The following is a 22,373-nucleotide window of genomic DNA, read 5'->3' as shown; positions in this document are numbered from 1 at the left end:
GCGTCACCCCTTCCCGTAGCGCTGGTCGGCGCGCTTCACGAACGAATCGACGAACGTGTTCGCGATGTGGCTGAACACCGGCCCGATGATCTTCTCGAGCAGGATGTTCGAGAACTCGTAATGCAGCGCGAATTCGATCTTGCACGCATCGGCACGCAGCGCCGTGAAGCGCCACGAGCCCGTGAACTTCTTGAACGGGCCGTCCGTGAACTCCATGTCGATCCGAGTCGGGCGCTGCTGCGTGTTGCGCGTCGCGAAGTGCTGCTTGATGCCCTTGAAGTTGATGTCGATGCGCGCTTCCATCCCGCTCTCGTCCTGACGGCGAACCTCGACACCGCCGCACCAGGGCAGGAAATTGGGGTAATCGGCCACGTCGGTGACGAGGTCGAACATCTGTTCCGCCGAATGACGGATCAATACGGTTTTCTGGACATCTGCCATAAATCGCGCGGCATCGCTCAAGGTGAGAACGCAAGCCGGGCGATTCCCGCCCTGCTTTGCTAAAATCGTGATTTTAAACGAGTTGGCCCGATCCTTTCATGAGCATCATCGACAACAGGAAAGCGCACTTCGATTATCACATCGAGGAACGCTACGAGGCGGGGCTCGTGCTTGAGGGCTGGGAAGTCAAGGCGCTGCGCGCCGGGCGCGGCCAGATCAAGGAAGGCTACGTCGTGGTGAAGAACGCCGAGATCTTCCTGATCGGTACCCATATCAGCCCGCTGCCCGAAGCCTCGACGCACATCAAGCCCGACCCGGTTCGCACGCGCAAGCTGCTGCTGCACCGCGAGGAAATCAAGAAGCTGATCGGCAAGGTCGAGCAGCGCGGCTACACGCTCGTGCCGCTAAACTTCCACTACAAGGGCGGTCGCGTGAAGTGCGACATCGCGCTCGCAAAGGGCAAGAAGCTGCACGACAAGCGCGAAACCGAGAAGAAGCGCGACTGGGAACGCGAAAAGGCACGCATCATGCGCGCCGGCACCTGACGCGCGACGCACCCCGCAAACGACACGGCCCGCTCGAAGCGGGCCGTGTTGCTTTGGACTACGTGAATCGCCGATGCCGGCTGTGCGGCGGCGGCTGAGGCACGCCATACCGCCGGCGTCGGCCGAAGAAAGGTGCCGCGGGCATCATCCGCGCCCCGGCTGCGCGACGATTCGCCGCACACCGATCGTACGCGGCGCGCCCTTCGCACGCCGCGTACGCCCGAATCAGGCCTTCCCGCCCGAGGCCGCCCCCGCGTTCTTGACGATCGTCAGCGCCGACGAGATCGCGGTGCCGAGATCCGACAGGTTCGACGGCACGATCAGCGTGTTGCCCTGCTTCGCGAGATTCGAGAACGCCCCGACATACTGCTCGGCGACCTTCAGGTTCACCGCATCCATCCCGCCCTGCGACTGGATCGCGTTCGCGATCTTCTGGATCGCCTGCGCGTTCGCCTCGGCCACCGCCAGAATCGCAGCGGCCTCGCCCTGTGCCTGGTTGATCGCAGCCTGGCGTTCGCCTTCGGATTTCTGGATCGCCGCTTCGCGCGCGCCCGACGCGAGGTTGATCTGCTCCTGCTTGCGGCCTTCAGATGCGGCGATCAGCGCGCGCTTTTCACGCTCAGCGGTGATCTGCGCCTGCATCGCGTGCAGGATTTCCTTCGGCGGCGTCAGGTCCTTGATCTCGTAACGCAGCACCTTCACGCCCCAGTTCGCCGCCGCCTGGTCGAGCGCCGACACGATGTTGTGGTTGATGAAGTCGCGCTCCTCGAACGTCTTGTCGAGTTCGAGCTTGCCGACCACCGAACGCAAGGTCGTTTGCGCGAGCTGCGTGATCGCGAGCACGAAGTTGCTCGACCCGTAAGACGCCTTCATCGGATCGGTCACCTGGAAGTACAGCACGCCGTCGACCTGCAGCTGCGTGTTGTCGCGCGTGATACAGACCTGGCTCGGCACATCGAGCGGGATTTCCTTCAGCACGTGCCGGTACGCGATGCGATCGACGAACGGCAGCACGATATTCAGGCCGGGCGACAGCGTCGCGTGATAGCGCCCGAAGCGCTCGAGCACCCACGCATGCTGCTGCGGCACGATCTTCACCGTCTTCGACACGATCACGATCGCAATGACGAGCAGGACAACCCAGATGATCAGCGAATCCATGAAATATTCCCTCCTTGTTGTATCGGCGGACGATCAGCCCGCGGGTTTCGCCACGACCACGAGACAATTGCCGCGCACGGCACTCACCTGATACACATGCGCATCGTCGCGCTCGCCGTTCGCCAGCTCGACGTCCCAGTCGGCGCCGCGATACTGCACGCGCGCACGGCCGTCGCGCCACGCATCGACCGTAACGGTCGAGCCGATGTCGAGATTGACGTCGGGATTCGTCGACGTGTCGCGCTTCTGCTTGCGGCCGAGCCCCGAGCGGCGCAGCGCGATCATCGCGACGATCGCGACCGCGGCCGCCGCGCCGAACTGCACGTGCGGCGCGAAACCAGCCAGTTGCAGCAAGCCGCCCGCGAGAAAGCCGAGTGCGATCATCAGCAGGTAGAACGTGCCCGTCAGCAGTTCGGCCACGACCAGCACGCCCACCGCGACCCACCAGAACAGATGCCCCGACATCATTTTGGCCTCCAGAAAAACGCCCCCGATACTCACTATATTCGCTGCCGCGAGCGGAGGCGACCGGCACGCCCGGATCAGCACGTTGCGTACCGACAAATAAAAACACCCCGGTGCGTACCGGGGTGTTTATAACACGAACCTTGCATTTTGCCTTCAACGAAAGCGCGGCGGTACCGCGCTTTCACCGAAGCGGCATCGCCGACCGTTACTTCCGGTTGGCAAGCGCCTGCCACGTATCGATGATCGTGTCGGGGTTCAGCGAGATCGACACGATGCCTTCGTCGGTCAGCCATTGCGCGAAGTCCGGATGATCGGACGGGCCCTGGCCGCAGATACCAACGTACTTGCCCATCTTGCGGCAGGTATCGATCGCGCGCTTCAGCAGGAACTTGACGGCCGGGTCACGTTCGTCGAAGTCGACAGCCAGCAGTTCCATGCCCGAATCGCGGTCAAGGCCGAGCGTGAGCTGCGTGAGGTCGTTCGAGCCGATCGAGAAACCGTCGAAGTGCTCCAGGAACTCTTCGGCGAGGATCGCGTTGGTCGGGACTTCGCACATCATCACAAGGCGCAGGCCGTTTTCGCCGCGCTTCAGGCCGAACTTCTCGAGCAGGCCGACGACACGCTCCGCCTGCTTCACGGTACGCACGAACGGCACCATGATCTCGACGTTGGTCAGGCCCATCTCGTCGCGCACGCGCTTCAGTGCACGGCATTCCATCTCGAACGCCTGCGCGAAGTCTTCAGCGATGTAGCGCGATGCGCCGCGGAAGCCCAGCATCGGGTTTTCCTCGTCCGGCTCGTAACGCGAACCGCCGATCAGCTTCTTGTACTCGTTCGACTTGAAGTCGGACAGACGCACGATCACGGGCTTCGGATAGAACGCCGCAGCGATCGTCGCGACACCTTCCGTCAGCTTGTCGACGTAGAACTGACGCGGCGATGCGTGACCGCGCGCGACGCTCTCGACGGCCTTCTTCAGGTCCTGGTCGATGTTCGGGTACTCGAGAATCGCCTTCGGGTGAACGCCGATGTTGTTGTTGATGATGAACTCGAGACGCGCGAGACCCACGCCGCCGTTCGGCAGTTGCGAGAAGTCGAACGCGAGCTGCGGGTTGCCGACGTTCATCATGATCTTGACCGGGATTTCCGGCAGTTCGCCGCGCTGCACTTCCGTGACTTCCGTCTCGAGCAGGCCGTCGTAGATCTTGCCTTCGTCGCCCTCCGCGCACGACACGGTGACGAGCGCGCCGTCCTTCAGGACGTCGGTCGCATCGCCGCAGCCGACGACTGCCGGCACGCCGAGCTCACGCGCGATGATCGCCGCGTGGCAGGTCCGGCCGCCACGGTTCGTGACGATCGCGGCCGCACGCTTCATCACCGGCTCCCAGTTCGGGTCGGTCATGTCGGCCACCAGCACGTCGCCCGGCTGCACGCGTTCCATTTCCGACGGATCCTGGATCACGCGCACGGGGCCCGCGCCGATCTTCTGGCCGATCGCACGCCCCGTCGCGAGCACCTGCGACTGGCCCTTCAGCTTGAAGCGCTGCTCGGCCTTGCCGGTTGCCTGGCTCTTCACGGTTTCCGGGCGTGCCTGCAGGATGAAGATCTTGCCGTCGCGGCCGTCCTTGCCCCACTCGATGTCCATCGGACGCTGATAGTGCTTCTCGATGATGACCGCGTACTTCGCCAGCTCGATCACGTCTTCGTCGGTGATCGAGTAGCGGTTGCGCTGTTCGTGCGGCACGTCGACCGTCTTCACGCGGCCCGGCTCGCCCGGCTGCGTGAATTCCATCTTGATCAGCTTCGAGCCGATCGAGCGGCGGATGATCGGGTACTTGTCCTGTGCGAGCGTCGTCTTGAACACGTAGAACTCGTCCGGGTTCACCGCGCCCTGCACGACGGTTTCGCCCAGGCCGTAGCTCGACGTGATGAACACGGCGTCCTTGAAGCCCGATTCGGTGTCGATCGTGAACATCACGCCGGCCGCGCCGACGTCCGAGCGAACCATGCGCTGCACACCGGCCGACAGCGCGACTTCCGCGTGCGTGAAGCCCTTGTGCACGCGGTACGAGATCGCGCGGTCGTTGTACAGCGACGCGAACACGTGCTTCATGCGGTCGAGCACGTCTTCGATGCCGACGACGTTCAGGTAAGACTCCTGCTGACCGGCGAACGATGCGTCGGGCAGGTCTTCCGCGGTAGCGGACGAGCGCACGGCGAACGACAGCTCGCCCGGCGAACTGTTCTTCAGGATGTCGAACTGCTCGCGGATTTCCTGCTCGAGACGTGCCTGCATCGGCGCATCGACGATCCACTTGCGGATTTCCGCACCAGCTTCGGCGAGCGCCTTCACGTCGTCGATGTCGAGCGACTCGAGACGCTTGGCGATGCGGTCGGTAAGGTCGTTGTGCTTGAGGAAATCGCGGAACGCGAGCGCGGTCGTGGCGAAACCGGTGGGTACGCGAACGCCTGCTTCGGAAAGCTGGCTGATCATTTCGCCAAGCGACGCATTCTTGCCGCCGACGATTTCCACATCGGTCATCCGCAACTGCTCGAACGGAATTACATACGCCTGGTCCTTTGCGACGTTTGCTGCGTTAGTCATACAAGCCCCTAAGTGTGAAAAAAATGCTCGATTGCGCAAGTGGGCTCGGACGCGGGCGCTTGCAAAAAGGCGCGGCGCGTCTTGCGCAACCTGTTGGAGAAACACTCGCAGCGGCGAAAATCTTCTGACCCGATTTGCAAAAATCCCGGCAGAAGGGCGATATTTGCAGACAAATCGCCAAACTTGCCGGGAATTATGAAATCGAGCGGCAAAGCCTGGGGCGCCGTTCGCGCCCTGCCCCCGCAATTGCTTATCCAACAGGTTGCCGCTATTCTACCGTGCCGGCTGCCGGATGTGGCGCGACCTTGTCACTGCGTCTGGAGGCGACCCTCCAGCCGCCCGCGCAACCGCCCTTCACGCTCGACGTCCAGATTCATGCTGCCTACCGTATTCATCGTCTCCGACGGCACCGGGATCACTGCCGAAACCTTCGCGCACTCGATCCTCTCCCAGTTCGACCAGAAATTCCGTCTCGTGCGCGTGCCGTTCGTCGACTCGCTCGACAAGGCCTATGCGACCGTCGAGAAGATCAACGAGGCCGCCGTGCACGACGGCCGCCGCGCGATCGTGTTCACGACGCTCGTCGACAGCGAGTCGAACGACATCGTCAAACGCTCGAACGCACTCGTGCTCGACATGTTCCAGCGCTTCGTCGAACCGCTCGAACAGGAACTGGAGCTCAAGTCGAGCCACGCGATGGGCCGCGGCCACCAGAACGCGGACACCGAGGAATACAAGACCCGGATCGAGGCGATCAACTTCTCGCTCGCGCACGACGACGGCCAGTCGAACCGCAACCTGTCGGAGGCCGACGTGATCCTCGTCGGCGTGTCGCGCAGCGGCAAGACGCCGACGAGCCTGTATCTCGCGATGCAGTACGGCGTGAAGGCAGCGAACTATCCGCTGATTCCGGAAGACTTCGAACGCGGCAAGCTGCCGTCGGCGCTCGCCTCGCACCGCGAGAAGCTGTTCGGGCTGTCGATCGACCCGCAGCGCCTGTCGGAGATCCGGAACGAGCGGCGCCCGGGCAGCAAGTACGCGGCGCCCGAGAACTGCCGCTACGAAATCAACGAGGCGGAAGCGATGATGCGCCGCGAGGGGATCAAGTGGCTGTCGTCGACGCACAAGTCGATCGAGGAAATCGCGACGACGATCCTGCAGGAAGTCCGCCTCGACCGGCAGTCGTACTAAGGTCGAGCGCCGGGGGCCGCCCGGCCGCCGTCGGAAACAAAAAGGCCGCGTCGAACGCGGCCTTTTTTCGTGGTGCGGGGAACGCGCGAGCGTGGCGTCACGCTCACCGCTGCTGGCGCACCTGCTCGAACAGGCACACCGCCGCCGCGGCTGCGACGTTCAGCGACTCCATCCCGCCCGGCTGCGGAATCGTCACGCGATGCGTGGCGACCTCGCGCCAGTACGCGCAGACGCCTGCGCCCTCGTTGCCGAACACCCACGCCACGGGGCCCGACAGATCGCAATCGTAAATTGCCTGCGCGCCGTGCGAGTCGGTCAGCGCAACCGGTACATCGAGGCGTTCGGCGAGTTCACCGGCTTCGACGTCCTCGTGGATCGACAGCAGGAAATGCGCGCCCATGCCCGAACGCAGCACCTTCGACGACCATGCGTACGCGGTCCCCGGCGCACAGAACACGTGGCGCACGCCTGCGGCCGCCGCGCTGCGCAGGATCGAGCCGACGTTGCCGGCGTCCTGCACGCCGTCGAGCACGACCGACGTATGCGTGACGCGAGTGGGCAGCGGTTGCGCCGGCCGGTCGACGAGCAGCAGGAAGCCGACGCCGTTGACGACGTTCGACAACTGCCCGAACAGCGCGTCGGGCAATGTGACGATCCGTTGCGCATCGATGCGCGCGACGATCGCCTGCGCCTCCGCGTGGCCGAGTGCGCCTTCGGTCGCCACGCACAGCTCGGGCGTCGCGCCCGTATCGAGGTACGCGCTCGCGAGATGGAATCCTTCGAGCAGCGCCTGGCCGCTGCGGCGCTGATGGGGCGTCGAACCCGCGAGCGCCTTCAGGCGCTTGTACAGCGGGTTGTCGCGGGAAGTGATGCTTTTCATCGAATCAGGTCGAGTGCCGCGCGAACCGGCGCGAACGAGCGCCGGTGCGCTTCGCATGGCCCGTGCTCGCGTAGCGCGGCAAGGTGTTTCGCGGTGCCGTAGCCCGCATGTACGTTGAAGCCGTACACCGGAAAACGTTCGTGCAGGTCGACGAGCATGCGATCGCGCGTGACCTTCGCGAGAATCGACGCGGCCGAGATGCTCGGCACGAGCGCATCGCCGCTGACGATCGCCTCGGCACGCACCGTCAGCGTCGGGCAGCGGTTGCCATCGATCTGCGCGAGCGTCGGCAGCACCGACAGGCCCTCGACCGCCCGCTTCATCGCGAGCATCGTCGCGTGCAGGATATTCAGCGTGTCGATTTCGTCGACGCTCGCCGACGCGACGCAATACGCGCGCGAACGTGCGACGATCAGGTCGTACAGCGCGTCGCGCTTCTTCGCGGACAGCGCCTTCGAATCGTCGAGCCCGTCGATCGGCTGCGCCGGAGCGAGGATCACGGCGGCGGCCACCACCGGCCCCGCGAGCGGGCCACGACCGGCTTCGTCGACGCCGCAGACGATCTCGTCGGGCCGGCTGAAATCGAAACCGTCCTGCACGTCGCTCGACGCGCGGCGGCGTGGTGCACGTACTGCGGTCATGCGCGCCCCTTGCGTTGTTCGAGCACGCGCACGACCGCTTCGGCCGCCTTCGCGGCCGTGTTCTGCCGCAGCGAAAGATGCATTTCGGTGAAGACTTCGGTCAGTGTGCGGCGGTTCGCGTCGTCGCGCAGCTGCGTGAGCGTCGCATCGGCGAGCGCCTCGGGCGTCGCGAAGTGCTGCAGCAGCTCGGGCACGACGAAACGCCCCGCCAGGATGTTCGGCAAGCCGACGTACGGCAGGTACCCCTGCCGGCGCATGATCTGCCCGGTCAGCCAGGGCACCTTGTAGGAGATCACCATCGGCTTCTTCAGCAGCGCGGCTTCCAGCGTGACCGTGCCGCTCTTCACGAGGATCGCGTCAGCCGCCGTCATCGCGACCTGCGAGCGGCCGTCGGTGAGCGTCAGCGCAAGCTGCGGATGCGCGTCGACGAGCGGCTGCAGCAGCGCGCGCAACGCGGGCGTCGCCGCCGGCATCACGAACCGCACGCCAGGCTCGCGCTGCTGCATCAGCGCCATCGCCGCAAAGAACGTCGGGCCGATCAGCGCGATTTCCGAACGCCGGCTGCCCGGCAGCACCGCGATCACCGGGCCGTCGGCCGGCAATCCGAGCGCGATGCGCGCGCCGTGCATGTCAGGCTCGAGCGGAATCTCGTCGGCCAGCGGATGGCCGACGTAGGTCGAGGCAACACCTGCCTTGTCGAGAATCGCCGGTTCGAACGGGAACAGGCACAGCATGTGGTCGACGGACTTCGCGATCTTCTTGATGCGGCCGCCGCGCCATGCCCAGATCGACGGGCACACGAAGTGGATCGACGGGATACCCGCGTCGCGCGCGGCCTGTTCCACGCTGAAGTTGAAGTCGGGTGCGTCGATGCCGATGAACGCGTCCGGTCGCTCGGCAAGCAACTGGCGCTTCAGCTCACCACGAATCCGCAGGATCTCGGGAATCTGGCCGAGCGCCTCGACGTAGCCGCGCACGGTCAGCTTGTCCATCTGCCAGTGCGAGTCGAAGCCCTGCGCGATCATCCGCTGCCCGCCGATCCCGTAATACTGGGCCGATTCGGGCAGCCGCTCGCGCAGCCCGCCGAGCAGCGACGCCCCGAGCAGGTCGCCCGACGGTTCGCCGGCCGCCATCGCGAGCCGGAGCTGAGTGGTCGGAAGCGGCATCGCTTAGCGGATGATGCCGCGTTGCGACGCGTCGATGAACTCGACGAACGCCTTGACCGCCGCGTCGCCGTCGCCGCCCGCTTCCGCGAGCTCGCGCAGCTGCACCTTCGCTTCCTCGAACGACAGGCCGTTCTTGTACAGCAGGCGGTAAGCGCTGCGCAGCGCCGAGATCGCATCGGGCGAGAAGCCGCGCCGACGCAGCCCTTCGACGTTGATGCCGTGCGGCTCTGCCTTGTTGCCCGCCGCGATCACGAACGGCGGAATGTCCTGCACGAGCGCCGAAGCGCCCCCGAGCATCGAGTGCGCGCCGATGCGCACGAACTGGTGGACGCCCGACATCCCGCCGACGATCGCCCAGTCGCCGATCTCGACGTGGCCGGCCATCTGCGCGTTGCTCGACAGGATCACGTGGCTGCCGACAGTGCAGTCGTGACCGATGTGCACATAGGCCATGATCCAGTTGTCGTCGCCGAGCGTCGTCACGCCGCCGTCCTGCACGGTGCCCGTGTGGATCGTCGTGAATTCGCGGATCGTGTTGCGGCTGCCGATCACGAGCTTCGTCGGCTCGTCCTTGTACTTCATGTCCTGCGGACGGCCGCCGACCGACGCGTAATGGCCGATGCGGTTGTCCTCGCCGAGCGTCGTATGGCCTTCGATCACGCTGTGCGAGCCGATCGTCGTGCGCGCGCCGATCGTGACGTGCGGGCCGACGATCGCGTACGGGCCGATCTCTACCGATTCGTCGATCTGCGCGCCCGGTTCGACAATCGCGGTGGGATGAATCCTGGTCATGCGCCGTTGCCTCTCGATGTGATGTGTCGCGTTGCGTTGCCTGTGCGTGCCGCGTCGCTCAGGGCGCCACGTCGGTCGTCTTGACCGTGCACATCAGTTCGGCTTCCGCCGCCACCTTGCCGTCCACTTCCGCCACCGCCTTGAACTTCCAGATGCCGCGGATGTAGCGTTCGAACGTCACGTTCAGAATCAGTTGGTCGCCCGGTTCGACCGGACGCTTGAAGCGCGCGCCGTCGATCCCGACGAAGTAGTACAGCGTGTTCTCCGGATCCTTCGGCTGCTCTTCCGAGAAGGTCAGCAGCGCCGCGGCCTGCGCGAGCGCCTCGAGGATCAGCACGCCCGGCATCACCGGCCGCTTCGGGAAATGCCCCTGGAAGAACGGCTCGTTGATCGACACGTTCTTCAGCGCTTTGATTCCCTTGTGCGGTTCGAGTTCGAGCACGCGATCGACGAGCAGAATCGGGTAGCGATGCGGCAGCAGCGTGAGGATCTTGTGGATGTCGAGATTGATTTTTTCAGTGCTCATGATGGTTCGTCTCACGCAGAGGCTGCGCGGTGGTGATGCAAAGGCTGAAGCGGGCCGCCGTGCGGCCCAGTCTGGCAAACCGGGCCGGTTGCGCTGGCCGTGCCCGGTTCGAGGTCTCGCATGATGCGCTCAGGCGCCCGTGCCGCCCTGGGCGGCGAGCGCGGCCTCGAGCGCCTTGATGCGCTCGCGCAGCTTGTCGAGGTTGCGCACGAGCGCGGCGCTCTTGTTCCATTCGCCGTGGTCGACGGCCGGGAACGCGCTGGTATAGATGCCGGCCTTCGGCAGCGACTTCGATACGCCCGAATTCGCGGTGATGATGACATAGTCGCCGAGCGTCACGTGGCCGGCGATCCCGGCCGCGCCGCCGATCATGCAGTGGCGGCCGATCGTCGTGCTGCCCGCGATGCCCGCCTTGCCGGCGATCACCGTGTAGGCGCCGATCCGGCAGTTGTGGGCGATCTGCACCTGATTGTCGATCTTCACGCATTCTTCGATGACGGTATCCGCCATCGCGCCGCGGTCGATCGTCGTGTTCGCGCCGATCTCGACGTCCGGGCCGATCGATACGCCGCCGACCTGCGGGATCTTGACCCAGCTGCCGGTGCGCGCGTCGCCGTCGCCGACGAAATCCGGCGCGAAGCCGAAACCGTCGGAGCCGATCACGGCGCCCGCATGGATGATCGCGCGCGGGCCGACCTTGCAGCCGTGGTACACCGACGCGTTCGGATAGATGTGCGAGCCCGCGCCGATCGTCGTGCCGCGGCCGATGAAGACGTTCGCGTCGAGCTGCACGCCGTCCTCGATCACCGCGCCGGCCTCGACCGTCACGTGCGGGCCGATCACCGCGCTCGCGGCGACCTGCGCGGCCGGATCGATCGTCGCGCTCGGATGCACGCCGGCGGTACGCTGCGGCGTAGCCAGATCGATGAACATCTGCGCGACGCGCGCGAAGTACGCGTACGGATTCGGCGTGACAATGAAATTGCGACCCGTCGCGGCCGCGCCCAGCTTTTCCAGATCCTTCGGCGCGATCAGCACCGCGCCGGCGCGGGTCGACTCGACCTGCGACAGGTACTTCGGATTCGCGAGGAACGCGAGTTGCTGCGGGCCTGCCTGGTCGAGCGGTGCGAGCCCGCTCACCTTGCACTGTGCGTCGCCGGCGATCTCGCCGCCGAACCGCTTTACGAGTTCCTCAAGCGTCAATGCCATTCGTCGTCTGCTCCGTTCAGTTCGTCGAGCCGGACGCGAGCGCCTTGAGCACCTTGTCGGTGATGTCGATGCGCGGGCTGACGTACACGGCTTCCTGCACGATCAGGTCGTAATTCTGCTGCTCGGCGATCTGCTTGATGACCTTGTTCGCCTTCTCAAGCACGGCCGCCAGCTCCTCGTTGCGGCGCTGGTTCAGGTCTTCGCGGAACTCGCGCTGCTTGCGCTGGAAGTCGGTATCGAGCTGGGCGAGATCGCGCTGCTTCTGCGCGCGGTCGGCCGCCGACAGCGACGCGCCGTTCTTGTCCAGCGAATCGGACATCGACTTCAGGCGTGCCGCCAGATCCTGCAGATCCTTGTCACGCTTCGCGAACTCGGCTTCGAGCTTCGTCTGCGCCGCCTTCGCGGGCGCCGACTCGCGCAGGATCCGATCCGAATTGACCGCCGCGATGCGGGCGACGTCCTGTGCGTGTACCGTCGCAGCGCCCAAGGCCAGCGCAACGGTCAGCGCGCACATCACTCGTTTCGAAAACTTACCGGTTAGCAAAATTACCCTCTCGTTGCTGTTGTCATGCGTTCGGTCAGAACGCCGTCCCGATCTGGAACTGGAATTTCTGGTACTGGTCGCCTTCGTGCTTCTGCAGCGGGAAGCCGAGGCTCAGCTTCAGCGGGCCGATCGGCGAGATCCACGCGAGACCCACGCCGTAGCCGTAACGCAGGCCGTTGGCGCCCGTACTCGTGCCGCCCGGCGCGTTGCCCCACACGTTACCGCCGTCGAGGAACGTGAACACGCGCAGCGTGCGGTCGTAGCCCGTGCCCGGCAGCGGGAACGTCAGCTCGATGTTGCCGACGAGCATCTTCGAACCGCCAATCGGGTCGTTCGTCTTCGTGTCGCGCGGGCCCAGCGAGCTCGGCTCGTAGCCACGCACGGAGCCGATACCGCCCGCGTAGTAGTTCTTGAAGATCGGGTACGGGTTGCCGATACCGTTACCGTAGCCGCCTTGCAGGTTCAGGCCCAGGATGAAGCCGCGCGAGAACGAATAGTAGTACTGGGCCTGCAGGTCGGCCTTGTAGTACTGGATCTTGCCGACCGGTACGCCGTACTCCATGTTCGCCTGCGTGAAGTAGCCGCGGCTCGGAATCAGCGCGCTGTCACGCGCGTCGCGCGACCACGCGACCGTCAGCGGCACCGTGTTCGACACGCGGCCGAACTCGTTCACGTAATCCTGGTAGCTCTGCGGCGTGTTCGAATCGACGTCGAGACGGTTCTGCTCGAAGCCGGCGCCGAAGTAGACGGTGTCGACTTCCGAGAACGGAATGCCGAACTTCAGGTTGCCGCCCGCGCTGATGATCCGGAAGCTCGAGCTCGTCGAATAGTAGAGCGGCTGGTACGTGCGGTAGTAGACGTCCGTGATCCGCTTGATGCCGTCGACCGTGAAATACGGGTCGACCTGCGTAACGGTCAGCGTACGGTAGCTCTTCGCGGTGTTGACGTTCACCGACAGGCTGGTACCCGAGCCGAACACGTTATCCTGCGACACGCCCGCCGACAGCACGACCTTGTCCGTCGACGAGAAGCCGGCGCCCAGCGTGATCGCGCCGGTCGGCTTTTCATCGACCTTCACGTTCACGTCGACCTGGTCGTTCGTGCCGTCGACCGGCACCGTCGTCACGTCGACGTTGGTGAAGTAGCCGAGACGGTTCACGCGATCCTTCGACAGCGCGAGGCGGTTCGAATCGAACCACGAGCTTTCGAGCTGGCGCATTTCGCGGCGCACGACTTCGTCGCGCGTGCGCGTGTTGCCGACGACGTTGATCCGGCGCACGTACACGCGGCGGCTCGGATCGACGACGAGGTTCAGGTTCACCTTGTGGTTCGCCTGGTCGATGTCCGGCTGCGCGTTGACGGTCGCGAATGCATAGCCGTATTCACCGAGCTTGTCGACGATCGACTTGGTGGTCTGCTGCAGCTTTTCGGCCGAGAAGCGGTCGCCCGGCTTGATCTTGATCAGCTTGCTGAGTTCGGCCTCGCGATCGAGCAGGTTGCCCGACAGCTTGATGCCCGACACCGTGTACGGCTCGCCTTCGTGCAGCGTGACCGTCAGGTACATGTCCTTCTTGTCGGGCGAGATCGACACCTGGGTCGAATCGATGTTGAACTCGAGATAGCCGCGGTTCAGGTAGTACGAGCGCACCGCTTCGAGGTCGCCCGTCAGCTTTTCCTTCGAGTACAGGTCGTTCTTCGTGTACCAGGAGAACCAGTTCGGCGTGGACAGCTGCATCTCGTCGCGCAGCGTGCTGGTGCTGAATGCCTTGTTGCCGATGAAGTTGATCTGGCGGATCTTCGCGCTCGGGCCTTCGGCCACCGCGAACAGGATCGACACACGGTTCGCGTCGACCGGCGTGACCGTCGTCTTGACCTCGGCCGCGTAAAAGCCGCGCGTGAGGTACTGGCGCTTGAGCTCCTGCTCCGCCTTGTCGACGAGCGCCTTGTCGTAATAACGGCCGTCGGCAAGGCCGACCGCGCGCAGCGCCTTCGTCAGGTTGTCCTTGTCGAATTCCTTCGTGCCGGTGAAGTCGATCGACGCGATGGCCGGACGCTCCTGCACCTGCACGATCACGACGTTGCCCTGCGTGGCGATGCGTACGTCGTTGAAAAAGCCCGTCGCGTACAACGCGCGGATTGCTTCGGATGCCTTGTCGTCCGTGAAGGTATCGCCCTGCTTGATCGGCAGGTAGGCGAACACCGAACCCGCTTCGACGCGCTGCAGCCCCTCGATCTTGATGTCTTGCACCACGAACGGTGCCGCTGCATGCGCCGCGAGGCCGTGCGCGGCGAGCGCGGCCGCTGCAACTGTCTTAGGTACAAAACGATGAGGTTTGAACAACATGCATCCCCAATATTTAGCTGCATCAAATCAGGCGACTGCCCAGCGGCGGCCGCCTGACGCTTCAGAAATGGATTAACCGAGCCAGATCGTTGAACAGCGCGATCGCCGACAACGCGACGATGCAGATCAACCCGGCTCTTTGCAGAATCAGCTGCCAGCGCTCCGAGACGGCTTTCCCGGTCGCGGCTTCAACCGCATAATATAACAGATGCCCCCCGTCCAAAACGGGAATCGGCAACAAGTTCAGGACGCCAAGGCTAATGCTGACAAGGGCGAGGAACGACAGGAACGCCGACGGACCGAGCCGCGCACTCTTGCCCGCGTAGTCGGCAATCGTCACGGGGCCGGACAGGTTCTTCAGCGACGCGTTGCCCGTGATCATGCGCCCGAACATCCGCAGCGAATACACGGAAATGTCCCACGTGCGGTGCGCGCCGAGCCGCAGGCTCTCGATCGGCCCGTAACGCACGTCGACGGACGGCGCATGCATCGACAGCGCCGCACCGATACGGCCGACCTGCTGCCCCGATTCGTCGTCGCGCTGCATCTGCGGCACGATCGACACCGTCTGCGCGGCGCCGTCGCGCTCGATCTGCAGCTCGAGCGGCTTGCCCGCATGGTGTTTCACGAAATCGATGAAGCGCGTCGCGCCGCCGATCGGCTTGCCGTCGAGCGCGACCAGCTTGTCGCCGGACTTCAGGCCCGCCTGCTCCGCCGCGCTGCCGGGCTGCACCGACGCGACCGACAGCGTGCCGCCGCCGGTCTCGAAGCCCAGATGGGCCATGAAATCGTCGTCGAGCTGACTTTCGGGAACGTTGCGCAGGTCGACGCGGAAATCGAACGTCGTGTTGCCGTCGCGCGCGCCGAGCACGATCTCGCGGTGATCGAACGCGGCCGCGAGCAGCTTCCAGCGCAGGTCCGACCACGACCTTACCGGCTCGGACTCGCCGCCTTGCGCGTCGCCCGTGCGCGCGTTGCGGATCGACACGATCGCCTCACCACCGTCGAAGCCCGCGCGCGCCGCCGCCGTACCGGCGGCCGGCGGCGCGACGATCGCGGCCGGCTCGGTCACACCGGTGGCAAATACGACGGAAAACAGGAGAATTGCCAACAGGAAGTTGGCAATCGGCCCGGCCGCGACGATCGCGATGCGCTTGTAGACCGATTGCCGGTTGAACGCCTGGCCGAGCTCCTCGGGCGGGATGCCGGGGCCGGGATCGCGTTCGTCGAGCATCTTCACGTAGCCGCCGAGCGGCAACGCGGACAGCGTCCACTCGGTGCCCGTCCGGCGGCTGACCCAGCGCGCGACGGGCTGGCCGAAGCCGATCGAGAAACGCAGCACCTTCACGCCGCACCAGCGCGCGACGCGATAATGTCCGTACTCATGCACGACGACCAGCACCCCGATCGCCACCGCAAACGCGATCAGTTCGACCAGCACGTTCATGAGCACCCCATTCAGACAGTGCGCTCCACGCGTGGCGCAGGCGCTTTGGCAATGATCTCGGCGGCGAGGCGGCGTGCCTCTGCATCCGCCGCCAGGACGTCGTCGAGCCCGTCGGGCGCGCGGTTCGGCAGCGTGTTGAGCACGGCGTCGACCGTCGCCGCAATCGCCATGAAGCCGATGCGGCGCGCGAGAAACGCTTCGACCGCCACTTCGTTCGCCGCGTTCAATGCGGCACTCGCGATACCGCCTTCCTCGAGTGCCTTCAGCGCGAGCGCGAGGCACGGGAAGCGCGCGTAATCGGGCTTCTCGAACGACAGCTGGGCGATCTGCGCGAGGTCGAGCTGATCGACGCCCGCATCGACGCGCTCGGGGAACGCGAGTGCGTGCGCGATCGGCGTGCGCATGTCGGGGTTGCCGAGCTGGGCGAGCACCGAGCCGTCGCGGTACGACACGAGCGAATGGATCACGCTCTGCGGATGGATCAGCACGTCGATCCGGTCGCCCGGCAGCCCGAAGATCCAGTGCGCCTCGATCACCTCGAGACCCTTGTTCATCATCGTCGCGGAGTCGACCGAGATCTTGCGGCCCATCACCCAGTTCGGATGCTTGCACGCCTCGTCCGGCGTCACGTCGACGAGCGTGGCCGGTTCGCGCGTGCGGAACGGGCCGCCCGACGCGGTCAGGATGATCTTCGAGATCCCGCCGTGCTCGTTCTCGTCGCGCGGCATGCACTGGAAGATCGCGTTGTGTTCGCTGTCAACCGGCAGCAGGATCGCGCCATGGTCACGCACGGCGTCCATAAAGATCGCGCCCGACATCACCAGCGATTCCTTGTTCGCGAGCAGGATGCGCTTGCCGGCGCGCGCGGCCGCGAGGCTCGGCGCGAGGCCGGCCGCACCGACGATCGCCGCGACCACCGTGTCGCAGCCGTCGCTCTTCGACACGTCGACGAGCGCCTGCGGCCCGTGCAGCACGGTCGTCTTGCTGCCCGCCGCACGCAGTTTCGCTTCGACGTGCGCGGCGGTCGCGGCATCGCCGACCACCGCCACTTCAGGCGCGAAGCGCAGGCATTGCTCGACCAGCTTGTCGCCGTTGCGGTGTGCGGTCAGCGCGTAGACCGAGAAGCGCTCGGGATGGCGCGCGACCACGTCGAGCGTGCTGTCTCCGATCGAGCCCGTGGAACCGAGCAATGTCAGACGTTTTTGCATAACAGAAATAGTGGTTTAACCAAGCAGCAGCATCGCGAGCGGCAGCACCGGAAGCAGCGCGTCGACACGGTCGAGCACGCCGCCATGGCCAGGCAGCAGTCCGCTCGAATCCTTCACGCCCGCCTGCCGCTTCAGCAGCGACTCGAACAGGTCGCCGATCACGCTGTACGCGACCAGCAGCGTCAGTGCAGCCCACGCGCCGGGCATTCCGTAACGCACGGCGAACGCGGAAAACAGGGTCGGCTCGAACGCGTGCACGACCATCGCGACACCGGCGACGACCATCACGGCGAGCCAGCCCCCGATCGCGCCTTCCCAGCTCTTGCCGGGGCTGATCGTGATGGCCAGTTTACGCTTTCCGAAGGCCTTGCCCGCGAAGTATGCGCCGATATCGGCCAGCCAGACGACCAGAAGCAGCGACAGCACGAACGGCACGCCCAGCGCGCGCGCCGCGACGAGCGCATGCCAGCAGGCCGCAAAGACCACGAGGCCGGCCGCCAGCAGGAACGGCCGCCAGACGCCGCCCGCGAGTTCGGGCTTGCGCCGCAGCGCGAACGGGCCGACCAGCAGCCAGAACACGCCGGCTGCCATGAAAAGGGGACGGGACGAAGCCGCATCGACGCCGAGCGGCACCGTCGCCGCGAGCGCAAGCGCCGCGACGACTGCATAGACAACCGGGCCGGCGCCGCCGAGCTTGAGCAGGCGCGCCCATTCCCACGCGGCGAACACGAGCACGACGCCGATCAGCGCGCCGAACGCGGTGAGCGGCGCGAACAGCGTCACCGGCAGCAGTACCGCCAGCATCACGATCGCCGTGATCACACGGGTTTTCAGCATGAAAGGGAGTCGGCGTTCTGCGATTGCGGTTCGAGCTGTGCGCTCGTGCGGCCGAAACGACGTTCGCGCTCCGTATACGACGCCATGGCGTCGGCCAGTGCCGCGCCGTCGAAATCCGGCCAGTATTTGTCGGTGAAATAGAATTCGGCGTACGCGAGCTGCCACAGCAGGAAGTTGCTGACGCGCTGCTCGCCACCGGTACGGATGAAGAGATCGGGCTCCGGCGCATAGGCCATCGCCAGGTGCGGCGCGAACGCGTCCTCGGTCACTTCGACCTCGCGCCCTTCGCGCACGGCCTGCTCGACGAGTTTCTTCGTCGCCTGCAGGATGTCCCACCGGCCGCCGTAGTTGGCCGCGATGGTGAGCGTAAGACGGGTGTTGCGCGCCGTCTTGGTTTCGGCGCGGCGAATCAGTTCGCGGATGCGCGGCTCGAAACGGTCGAGATCACCGACGACACGCAGGCGGATCCCGTTCGCATGGAGCTTGCCGACCTCGCGCTCGAGCGCGGTGATGAAGAGCCGCATCAGGAACGACACTTCGTCGTTCGGCCGGCGCCAGTTTTCCGAACTGAACGCGAACAGCGTCAGGTATTCGACGCCGGCGCGCGCGCAGCCCTCGACCACCGCCCGCACGGCATCGACGCCGCGGGTATGCCCCGCGACGCGCGGCAAGCGGCGTTCGGTCGCCCAACGGCCGTTGCCGTCCATGATGATCGCGATGTGACGCGGCACGACACCGACGTCAGGCACGCGAACGGTAGAGCTGGTATAGGTCATGGCCGTTGAGACAGTTGCGGGAAGAAGGCGGCGCGCGAGGACGGTCGTCAGACCGTCATGATCTCGGCTTCCTTGGTCTGCACGAGCTTGTCGATTTCGGCAACGTGCTTGTCGGTCAGCTTCTGCACGTCGTCGCTCGCACGGCGCTCGTCGTCTTCCGAGATTTCCTTGTCCTTCACGAGCTTCTTGAGTGCTTCGTTCGCGTCGCGGCGCAGGTTGCGGATCGCGACCTTGGCCGTTTCGCCTTCGCCCTTGACGACCTTGGTCAGTTCGCGGCGGCGCTCTTCCGTCAGCGCGGGCATCGGCACGCGGATCAGGTCACCGGTCGTAGCCGGGTTCAGGCCCAGGTCGGCTTCGCGAATGGCCTTTTCGACCTTGGCGACCATGTTCTTTTCCCACGGCTGCACGCCGATCGTGCGCGCATCGACGAGCGTCAGGTTAGCGACCTGCGAGATCGGCACCATCGACCCGTAGTAGTCGACCTGCACGTGATCGAGCAGACCGGTGTGTGCACGGCCCGTACGGATCTTTGCCAGATCGTTCTTGAACGCTTCGATCGAGCGCTGCATCTTTTGCTCGACGCCCTTCTTGGTATCAGCGACACTCATTTCAACCTCCGAACCTTCTAACCTTCAAAGAACGCGGGCCCTGCCCGGCGCGTCCGTCGCGCCGCAGCCGATGGCCCGCATCCGCGGGAGTTTACACGTGGACGAGCGTACCTTCGTCCTCGCCCAGCACGATGCGCTTGAGCGCGCCCGGCTTGTTGATCGAAAACACGCGAATCGGCAGCTTCTGGTCGCGGCACAGCGCGAAGGCCGTCGCGTCCATCACCTGCAGGTTGCGGCTGATCGCCTCGTCGAACGTGATCGTCGTGTAGCGCGTGGCCGACGGATCCTTCTTCGGATCGGCAGAATATACGCCATCGACCTTGGTCGCCTTCAGCACGACCTCGGCGCCCACTTCCGAACCGCGCAGCGCGGCGGCCGTGTCCGTCGTGAAGAACGGGTTGCCCGTACCGGCCGCGAAGATCACGACGCGGCCTTCCTCGAGCTGGCGAATCGCGCGGGGCCGGATGTACGGCTCGACAACCTGGTCCATGCGCAGCGCGGACTGCACGCGCGCCTCGATGCCGGCGTGGCGCATCGCGTCCTGCAGCGCCAGCGCGTTCATCATCGTCGCGAGCATCCCCATGTAGTCCGCCGTCGCGCGATCCATGCCGGCCGCGCCACCCGCGACACCGCGGAAAATATTACCGCCACCGATCACGACCGCGAGCTGCGTACCGAGACGCACGACCTCGGCGATATCGGCCACCATCCGTTCGATCGTCGCGCGATTGATGCCGAAGGCATCGTCGCCCATCAGCGCTTCGCCGGAGAGTTTGAGGAGGACGCGTTTATAGGCATTGGACATAGGGGCTTCCGAGCGACGAGAGGATGACAACCACGAACTGTAGGGGCGAAATACTGATTCGGGCAAGCGCCGACGGTCGAACCGGGTTTCCCGGCCGGCCGGCGGCGGCGCCGACCGCGGCGGAGCGGACGCCCGCCGCGGATACTGCCTGACTGCTTACGGCTTACTGCTGCTTTGCTGCTGCGACTTGCGCGGCCACTTCGGCAGCGAAGTCGTCCTGGCGCTTCTCGATGCCTTCGCCGACAACGAACAGCGCGAACTTCTGCACTGCCGCATTCGCTGCCTTCAGCATCTGCTCGATCGTCTGCTTGTCGTTCTTCACGAACGTCTGGTTCAGCAGCGACACTTCCTTCAGGTACTTCTGGACGCTACCGTCGACCATCTTCGCGACGATCTCGGCCGGCTTGCCCGATTCCGCAGCCTTCTGCTCGGCCACGCGGCGTTCCGTCTCGATCAGTTCCGCCGGCACGTCAGCCGACGACAGCGCGACCGGCTTCATTGCCGCGATGTGCATCGCGACGTCCTTGCCGACCTGCTCTTCCGCGCCCGTGTACTCGACGATCACGCCGATACGCGCGCCGTGCAGGTACGTTGCGATCTTGTTCGCGGTTTCGAAACGGACGAAACGGCGGATCGAGACGTTCTCGCCGATCTTGCCGATCAGGGCCAGACGCACTGCGTCGACCGTCGAGCCTTCGAGCGGCAGTGCCGACAGCGCTGCCACGTCGGCCGGGTTCTGCGTCGCGACGAGTTCTGCAACCGTCTTCGAGAATGCGAGGAAGTCGTCGTTCTTCGCGACGAAGTCGGTTTCGCAGTTCAGCTCGACCAGCGCGCCTGCGTTGCCGCCGACGAACGATGCGACGACGCCTTCTGCCGTCACGCGCGATGCCGCCTTGCTCGCCTTGTTGCCGAGCTTGACGCGCAGCAGCTCTTCAGCCTTGGCCAGATCGCCGTCGGCTTCCGTCAGCGCCTTCTTGCACTCCATCATCGGTGCGTCGGTCTTCGCGCGCAGTTCTGCCACCATGCTTGCGGTAATTGCCGCCATCATTCGCTCCTTGAGTCTGTATTCACAACGCCGCCCGCTTGGACGCGAACGGCCGAAAATCGTTTCCGGACCCGCGCCGATTCGGCGCGATCAGGTCCGGCGCACAAGCTTAAAAAAAGGGGGCCTGTTGAGAGCCCCCTTTTTGCGCCGGCTCGGGGCCAGTTACGCGTTTTCCTCGACGTACTCGTCGTCGCCGCGTGCGGCCTGGACCACTTCGTTGACCGCGTTCGCACGGCCTTCGAGGATCGCGTCGGCCACGCCTTCGGCGTACAGCGCGACCGCCTTGCTCGAGTCGTCGTTACCCGGGATCACGTAATCCACACCTTCCGGCGAGTGGTTCGTATCGACCACGGCGATGACCGGCACGCCCAGCTTGTTCGCTTCCGTGACGGCAATCTTGTGGTAGCCGACGTCGACGACGAAGATTGCGTCCGGAATGCCGCCCATGTCCTTCACGCCGCCGATCGACTTCTGCAGCTTCGCGATTTCGCGTTCGAACAGCAGCGCTTCCTTCTTGCTCATCTTCTCGAGCTCGCCCGCCTCGACTGCCGCTTCCATGTCCTTCAGGCGCTTGATCGATACCTTCAGCGTCTTGAAGTTGGTCATCATGCCGCCGAGCCAGCGTGCGTTGACGTACGGCATGCCCGCGCGCTGCGCTTCCTGGGCGATCGTGTCACGCGATTGACGCTTCGTGCCGACGAACAGGATCGTGCCGCGGTTCGCTGCCAGCTGGCGCACGTACTTCTGTGCGTCCGTGAACATCGGCAGCGTCTTTTCGAGGTTGATGATGTGAATCTTGTTGCGGTGACCGAAAATGAACGGAGCCATCTTCGGGTTCCAGAAGCGCGTCTGGTGACCGAAGTGGACACCCGCTTCCAGCATTTGGCGCATCGTAACTGCCATGTAAATTCTCCACGAGGGTTGGGTCTTAAGCCGGCCGCCGTACCGCCGCACGAACCTGCCCCGAAAGGCACGATTTCCGCGCGGTCGGCACCCTGGTTGCGCCGGCTTGCGATTCGGCACGTGCAAAACGCCCGTGCCGTAAGCCTTTCACCGCGATGCCGCCCCGGAATGGGGCACTACGGCATTTGGATGTCGACTTAGCCAAAGAGTATAGCACGCCGATTTGTCCGC

At 65.0% G+C, this 22,373-nt stretch carries 22 protein-coding genes; 2 read left to right on the top strand and 20 right to left on the bottom strand.

The annotated features are described in order from the left end of the window. Positions 1-3 precede the first annotated feature (3 nt). Positions 4-441: a type II toxin-antitoxin system RatA family toxin gene (locus E9536_RS09625; protein WP_027787100.1), complete on the bottom strand. Its 438-nt coding sequence runs from the start codon at positions 439-441 to the stop codon at positions 4-6. Positions 442-539: 98 nt separating this feature from the next. Here E9536_RS09625 and smpB point away from each other — a divergent pair, with 98 nt between their 5' ends. After that, positions 540-986, top strand: a complete 447-nt coding sequence (gene smpB, locus E9536_RS09615) for an SsrA-binding protein SmpB (RefSeq protein WP_006478511.1) — start codon at positions 540-542, stop codon at positions 984-986. Positions 987-1,211: 225 nt separating this feature from the next. Here the strand turns inward: smpB and E9536_RS09610 are convergent, their stop codons facing one another. From E9536_RS09610 to ppsA, 3 genes are all read right to left on the bottom strand, one after another. Then, positions 1,212-2,147, bottom strand: coding sequence for an SPFH domain-containing protein (locus tag E9536_RS09610; RefSeq protein ID WP_014896750.1), 936 nt, complete (start codon positions 2,145-2,147; stop codon positions 1,212-1,214). 33 nt (positions 2,148-2,180) lie between these two features. Continuing rightward, the gene (locus E9536_RS09605) at positions 2,181-2,615 is read right to left on the bottom strand and encodes an NfeD family protein (protein ID WP_027787099.1); all 435 of its coding nucleotides are present in this window, start codon (positions 2,613-2,615) and stop codon (positions 2,181-2,183) included. A gap of 205 nt (positions 2,616-2,820) precedes the next feature. Beyond that, on the bottom strand, positions 2,821-5,220 hold the full coding sequence (gene ppsA / locus E9536_RS09600) for a phosphoenolpyruvate synthase (protein ID WP_027787098.1): 2,400 nt from the start codon (positions 5,218-5,220) through the stop codon (positions 2,821-2,823). Positions 5,221-5,595: 375 nt separating this feature from the next. On the opposite strand from ppsA, the gene E9536_RS09590 reads away from it, so the two are divergent. Further along, the gene (locus tag E9536_RS09590) at positions 5,596-6,411 is read left to right on the top strand and encodes a pyruvate, water dikinase regulatory protein (RefSeq protein WP_021159117.1); all 816 of its coding nucleotides are present in this window, start codon (positions 5,596-5,598) and stop codon (positions 6,409-6,411) included. A 103-nt stretch (positions 6,412-6,514) separates the two neighbouring features. On the opposite strand, the gene E9536_RS09585 is transcribed toward E9536_RS09590, so the two are convergent. From E9536_RS09585 to rpsB, 16 genes are all read right to left on the bottom strand, one after another. Continuing rightward, positions 6,515-7,291, bottom strand: coding sequence for an RNA methyltransferase (locus E9536_RS09585; RefSeq protein ID WP_027787097.1), 777 nt, complete (start codon positions 7,289-7,291; stop codon positions 6,515-6,517). Further along, the gene (rnhB, locus tag E9536_RS09580; protein ID WP_136469779.1) at positions 7,288-7,932 is read right to left on the bottom strand and encodes a ribonuclease HII; all 645 of its coding nucleotides are present in this window, start codon (positions 7,930-7,932) and stop codon (positions 7,288-7,290) included. Before rnhB ends, E9536_RS09585 begins: the two co-directional genes overlap by 4 nt. After that, complete coding sequence (gene lpxB, locus E9536_RS09575) at positions 7,929-9,098, bottom strand: lipid-A-disaccharide synthase (RefSeq protein ID WP_027787095.1); 1,170 nt, start codon at positions 9,096-9,098, stop codon at positions 7,929-7,931. Before lpxB ends, rnhB begins: the two co-directional genes overlap by 4 nt. 3 nt (positions 9,099-9,101) lie before the next feature. Next, the gene (lpxA, locus tag E9536_RS09570; protein WP_021159113.1) at positions 9,102-9,890 is read right to left on the bottom strand and encodes an acyl-ACP--UDP-N-acetylglucosamine O-acyltransferase; all 789 of its coding nucleotides are present in this window, start codon (positions 9,888-9,890) and stop codon (positions 9,102-9,104) included. A 58-nt stretch (positions 9,891-9,948) separates the two neighbouring features. After that, on the bottom strand, positions 9,949-10,416 hold the full coding sequence (gene fabZ, locus E9536_RS09565; protein WP_021159112.1) for a 3-hydroxyacyl-ACP dehydratase FabZ: 468 nt from the start codon (positions 10,414-10,416) through the stop codon (positions 9,949-9,951). Positions 10,417-10,545: 129 nt separating this feature from the next. Then, positions 10,546-11,625 (bottom strand): UDP-3-O-(3-hydroxymyristoyl)glucosamine N-acyltransferase, encoded by a 1,080-nt coding sequence (lpxD, locus tag E9536_RS09560; protein ID WP_136469778.1) that lies wholly within the window; start codon positions 11,623-11,625, stop codon positions 10,546-10,548. 16 nt (positions 11,626-11,641) lie between these two features. Then, entirely contained in the window at positions 11,642-12,139 is a 498-nt protein-coding gene (locus tag E9536_RS09555) for an OmpH family outer membrane protein (RefSeq protein WP_011549544.1), read from the bottom strand. Between the two features lie 64 nt (positions 12,140-12,203). After that, positions 12,204-14,513, bottom strand: a complete 2,310-nt coding sequence (gene bamA, locus E9536_RS09550; RefSeq protein ID WP_057056463.1) for an outer membrane protein assembly factor BamA — start codon at positions 14,511-14,513, stop codon at positions 12,204-12,206. A 61-nt stretch (positions 14,514-14,574) separates the two neighbouring features. After that, positions 14,575-15,960 (bottom strand): RIP metalloprotease RseP, encoded by a 1,386-nt coding sequence (gene rseP, locus E9536_RS09545; RefSeq protein WP_136469777.1) that lies wholly within the window; start codon positions 15,958-15,960, stop codon positions 14,575-14,577. 11 nt (positions 15,961-15,971) lie between these two features. After that, positions 15,972-17,168, bottom strand: coding sequence for a 1-deoxy-D-xylulose-5-phosphate reductoisomerase (locus E9536_RS09540; RefSeq protein ID WP_027787091.1), 1,197 nt, complete (start codon positions 17,166-17,168; stop codon positions 15,972-15,974). A 15-nt stretch (positions 17,169-17,183) separates the two neighbouring features. Beyond that, entirely contained in the window at positions 17,184-18,005 is an 822-nt protein-coding gene (locus tag E9536_RS09535) for a phosphatidate cytidylyltransferase (protein WP_027787090.1), read from the bottom strand. Then, entirely contained in the window at positions 17,999-18,781 is a 783-nt protein-coding gene (gene uppS, locus E9536_RS09530; RefSeq protein WP_006478494.1) for a polyprenyl diphosphate synthase, read from the bottom strand. The genes E9536_RS09535 and uppS overlap by 7 nt, the downstream gene beginning before the upstream one ends. Before the next feature lie 47 nt (positions 18,782-18,828). Further along, the gene (gene frr, locus E9536_RS09525) at positions 18,829-19,389 is read right to left on the bottom strand and encodes a ribosome recycling factor (RefSeq protein ID WP_136469776.1); all 561 of its coding nucleotides are present in this window, start codon (positions 19,387-19,389) and stop codon (positions 18,829-18,831) included. Positions 19,390-19,480: 91 nt separating this feature from the next. Then, positions 19,481-20,194: a UMP kinase gene (gene pyrH / locus E9536_RS09520; protein ID WP_011352459.1), complete on the bottom strand. Its 714-nt coding sequence runs from the start codon at positions 20,192-20,194 to the stop codon at positions 19,481-19,483. Between the two features lie 163 nt (positions 20,195-20,357). After that, positions 20,358-21,239, bottom strand: a complete 882-nt coding sequence (gene tsf, locus E9536_RS09515; protein ID WP_021159104.1) for a translation elongation factor Ts — start codon at positions 21,237-21,239, stop codon at positions 20,358-20,360. Positions 21,240-21,401: 162 nt separating this feature from the next. Further along, on the bottom strand, positions 21,402-22,142 hold the full coding sequence (rpsB, locus tag E9536_RS09510; protein ID WP_006483818.1) for a 30S ribosomal protein S2: 741 nt from the start codon (positions 22,140-22,142) through the stop codon (positions 21,402-21,404). Positions 22,143-22,373: the final 231 nt, after the last annotated feature.

It is taken from the genome of Burkholderia sp. LS-044 (assembly GCF_004803625.1).
In the GTDB taxonomy this organism is placed as follows: domain Bacteria; phylum Pseudomonadota; class Gammaproteobacteria; order Burkholderiales; family Burkholderiaceae; genus Burkholderia; species Burkholderia cepacia.
The sequence above is the reverse complement of the archived record's forward strand: the minus strand, read 5'-3'. Positions and strand labels throughout refer to the sequence as shown.